Origin of the sequence: Bartonella sp. AC130YNZD (genome assembly GCF_042196865.1) — a bacterium.
Lineage (GTDB): Bacteria > Pseudomonadota > Alphaproteobacteria > Rhizobiales > Rhizobiaceae > Bartonella.
Genome location: NZ_JBHIQZ010000059.1, coordinates 1 through 4,058, shown reverse-complemented (window position 1 = coordinate 4,058; position 4,058 = coordinate 1). Strand labels below are relative to the sequence as shown.

Genomic DNA, 4,058 nt, shown 5'->3' with positions numbered 1-4,058 from the left:
TCTTTAACAGCAGATGATCATATTTGGGATGAGGCATATCCAGAATTTGGGAGTGAAGATGATTATTACCGTCATGAGTATTATGCTGATTGTGAGGGGTATTATGACGATGATAATGACAGCGAATATGAAAATGATGCTGCTTAAATAACGCGCGGGCGCGGCGGGGGCGCCTCTCTTTAAACATCTCATTTTAAAATTTAAATCTTTTTATAAAGGAATTGTGCTATGCAAAAAAAGTTTGCACTCACAAATGAAACGCGTGTAATTAGTAATCAAATTCTTTATCGCATTAAAACTTTAAAAGACTTTTCTGATATTAAGGCTGGTGATCTAGGCGGTTTTGTTGAAAAGGAAGATAACCTATCGCATGATGGCAATTGCTGGGTTTATGATGATGCTAGGGTTTATGAAAACGCGCGTATAGCAAATGACGTGCATATTTATGAAAATGCTCATATCCATGGCATTGCTGTTATTCGTGAAAATGTCGGCGGCTCTACTAAAATAAAAACCTATACTGAACGTCTCTCTCCTTATGGCGAGTTAGAAATTGTATGGGTCTAACCTAATGTAACGTAAATAAAATGCGGGCGCGGCGGGGGCGCCTGCTTTCCAACCAAATTTCCCATTTCAAATTTTAGAAAACGTTTATCACATTAGATTGTGAGGGTATCTCTATGTGCAAAAAATATGAATTAACCAATCAAATCAAACAAATTAAAGAAAGACTTACTAAGCAAATTATAAACCTTTATCGCATTCGGGCTTTAAGAGATTTTGATGATGTCAAGGCGGGGGATCTTGGTGGCTATATCGAAAATGAAGGGAACTTATCTCATTATGGCAATTGCTGGGTCTATGATGAGGCTTGTATCTATGGCTATGCTCATGTTTCTGATCATGCTAAAGTACGTCATTTGTCTCATGTGCGGGGGCGGGTCTATGGGAATGCTGAGGTCTATGGAAAGGCTTTAATCACTCGATATGCTAAAGTTTATGATCATGCGTGTGTCTATGGGAGTGTTCATGTGGCTGGTAATATCTATGGCAAGGCGCATGTCTGTGATCACGCCCGCGTTTATAGCAATTCCCATATTTATCAACATGCGCGCGTTTCTCATGATGTTTTTGTTTATGATCATGCTAGGATCTATGGTCATTCAAAGGTTTCTGGCTCTGCTTGTATTTACAACAGTGCAAAAATTTATGGACAAGCTACTATCAAAGGCTTTGCAAAGATTTATGGCAAGGTTTACGGCTCTGCTCTTGTGAGTGGGCGGGCTGCGATTTATGGCTCTGTTTATGGGAATGCAAAAATCTCTGGTTCTGTAAAAGTCTATGGTCGTGCCTATGGAAAAGCAAAAATAGATAAACAAAGCAATGTAAAATCAGTTGCTCAAAATTATGAGGTTTATGAAAGCGATAATGTGGTCAAGATTGTTGATAAAACAGAATAAAAATAGGCATGGGGGTGCCTTTTAATAAGATAACTCCATCATAAAAGAGAGTATTCATAAAAGAAAGCCGTGCCAAGTGATATGACGCGGCTTTCAAATGTCTACCCTTATGAATCATTTCAAATGGAGTCATGAACGCATATATACAAAACGTATTATATTACAAGCGCTCTATTCAAGATATGAAAACTTATCAAAAGAAATGTATGATGCGTATGATCTTTAATCACTCATTTGAATGAGAAAGCCTATAAACGCTTTTTGTTGCTCTCAAACGTATCAAACAAATCAAAACGCTTGGTAGCTTTCTCAAGACAATCAAAAGCAAATGCCTATTAAACAAATGTCTTTTTTAAAAACGTTCTTTTTACATGACAAACATTGGTTTTCAAAACAATCTCTCATAAGACAATAAACAAACGTTTTTATCAAACGCAAGGCTTTAAAAACTGTTATAAACATCAGTTTCAAACGTTTAAACGTTCACTTAGAGAGGCTCTCATAAGCGTATTGTTAAACTATAACTTTTAAAACATTTCTTAGTACCAAGTCTAAAGTAGATAGTAATTCTACTGCCATGGCATTGTTCGCTTCCATTTTTTTGTGGAAGCGAATACAGTTGCGTTCTTCAAAACTAGCTATGCACTATATTCATTAAAAGGCTTTTGATTTCATAAGATATAATGTTTTGAATTTCATGACCTTTATTTCCTACCTCGGTAAAAAATACCGTGGTTTTAAAATCTATCTTCTCTTTAAATCCTTTGTGCAATCTTTATGAATTAAACCTATAAGCTTATGACGGCTTCAAACAGTTAATTTCTTTAATGCCATTTTAAAGGTTTTCCCCAATTTTGGGGAAAATTATATGATCTGCATTTTCTATAAATGCGTATCTTTTGATACAATTTACCTTATAACAGTTTCAAACGATTACCTCTAATAGGTAATAAGGTATTGCTATAGCATTTTTAGATTTTACGATTCTCAATTTTGAGAACTGTAATTTTATGTTTTTATCATGCTATTAACAAACCAATCTTTAAAACAAGATGGGATCTTTAAACGTATGCGATTTATGTTATCGATAATTTCAAACAACTAAATTTTTAAACAATGTGATTTGTGCTGTGATAAAAAAACGTATCATAAAATTTATAAACTGTTATGAATGATATCTGCTTTTCATTTTATATAAACGTTTACATGCGTTATAATATTTACATCATGATTTGCTTTTTATGGTCTATTCATACATGGCAATTGTTTATAAAAAATGGTCAATTTAAACATGCACAAAAAGATGGATTCTTGAGTGGATTCATATAAAATAATTGCAAACAACATATTGACTTTATTGTGTTTTTTGATATGATGCTGAATCATCCGCATATTCAGCGTGTGCCATATCGCGAAACCATTCTGCTGCTCCCGTAAGCAATTCACTGGGCAATGCCTTCCCTATCTGACGAGGAATAAATTGCACTTCTCGCTTATTATTTCTTTCTGAACCCACAACGGCATTAACCAGTGGTGCAATGCGATTAAACGTCATAACGGGGCGGCGTTGTTCTTTTAAAGCCGCTAAATCTTGATCATTCCACTGATCACCATTGTAAAATTGGAAATCCTCCCTTGCATGTTCACGCCATTTGTTCACGTGCTCCACATCTTCTTTGTACCACCCCACAAGCTTGCGAAACAAACCTTCTGTCGACAGATCTGATGCGTTACTTTCTTTTTCTAAATGCTCTTCATCATCCATCATTCTGCCATCCACGACGTGCTTTCATAAGCTTCTCTACCGCTATAAGCTGGTCTCTTCTGTTTCTGCATCGGCTGCTCATACCCCACACACATTAACCCAAAGGCATCTGCACCATGACTGGACCAATCATGCTCGGCGCCCAAACCAATATTGCGCTTCTCATCCCATTTCTCGTGATACCAGTTCAATGCCTTACGACCCGCTACGGTCGTCTCCTCATTAAACCAAACAGAGGGGAGAATACGCCGCACCGCCTCGATACGCATTTTGACAGCACCAGCCCCTTGATTAGGAATGACCTGTGTTTCAAAGCCCGCATCATTTAAAGCACTCTCAAAACTCACATTGTGCACACGGTCTCTCGTTGCCCCATCATGGGGGAGAACCATCAATGCCTTCTCATAACCATTCTGACGTAACCAACCGATATGTTCGGATAACGGCTGCCCTTGTGCTTCATAATAATCAAGCACTCTGATCTCTCTACCAACAAATTGCGCTATCCATATCGCTGTCGCATCTGCCTTAGCACCCGTACCCCCAATATCCCAAAAAGCCCGTATCTGCATTAAAGGATCACGCGCAACACGCCCTATCCGTTCCTCTTGCTCGGCTGCCAACATTTCCCTCTGATAGTAAGCGCCTTGAACCGCTGTAAGATAAGCCCCTTCCCATACATGCTTATAGGTTTCTGGACGGTTTCTCAAATCATCAAGCCGCGCTTCATTCAAGATCTTGGGAAACTTTGGATTATCTGTTCAAGATATTGATTTATAATGATAATTCACTGCTTTGCATATTGAATGAGAGTCTCGAATAACGTAGGATTC

2 protein-coding genes and 2 pseudogenes are annotated in these 4,058 nt (G+C 37.8%); 2 read left to right on the top strand and 2 right to left on the bottom strand.

Annotated elements, in window-relative coordinates; translation table 11 throughout:
- The first annotated feature begins 228 nt into the window (after positions 1–228).
- Both ACFINU_RS09210 and ACFINU_RS09205 read left to right on the top strand, forming a co-directional pair.
- Positions 229–567 (top strand): hypothetical protein, encoded by a 339-nt coding sequence (locus tag ACFINU_RS09210; protein ID WP_375618877.1) that lies wholly within the window; start codon positions 229–231, stop codon positions 565–567.
- Positions 568–680: 113 nt separating this feature from the next.
- Positions 681–1,460, top strand: coding sequence for a hypothetical protein (locus tag ACFINU_RS09205; RefSeq protein ID WP_375618878.1), 780 nt, complete (start codon positions 681–683; stop codon positions 1,458–1,460).
- Between the two features lie 1,375 nt (positions 1,461–2,835).
- Here the strand turns inward: ACFINU_RS09205 and ACFINU_RS09200 are convergent.
- Positions 2,836–3,240 (bottom strand): annotated as a pseudogene (locus ACFINU_RS09200) (phage portal protein); the annotation flags it as partial.
- Positions 3,225–3,986: pseudogene (locus ACFINU_RS09195) on the bottom strand (PBSX family phage terminase large subunit); the annotation flags it as partial. The pseudogenes ACFINU_RS09200 and ACFINU_RS09195, both read right to left, overlap by 16 nt.
- Positions 3,987–4,058: the final 72 nt, after the last annotated feature.

What these genes read in the sequence shown, in the direction of transcription:
- ACFINU_RS09210 (WP_375618877.1), top strand. Translation starts at nt 229, where the DNA reads ATGCAAAAAAAGTTTGCACTCACAAATGAAACGCGTGTAATTAGTAAT.
- ACFINU_RS09205 (WP_375618878.1), top strand. Translation starts at nt 681, where the DNA reads ATGTGCAAAAAATATGAATTAACCAATCAAATCAAACAAATTAAAGAA.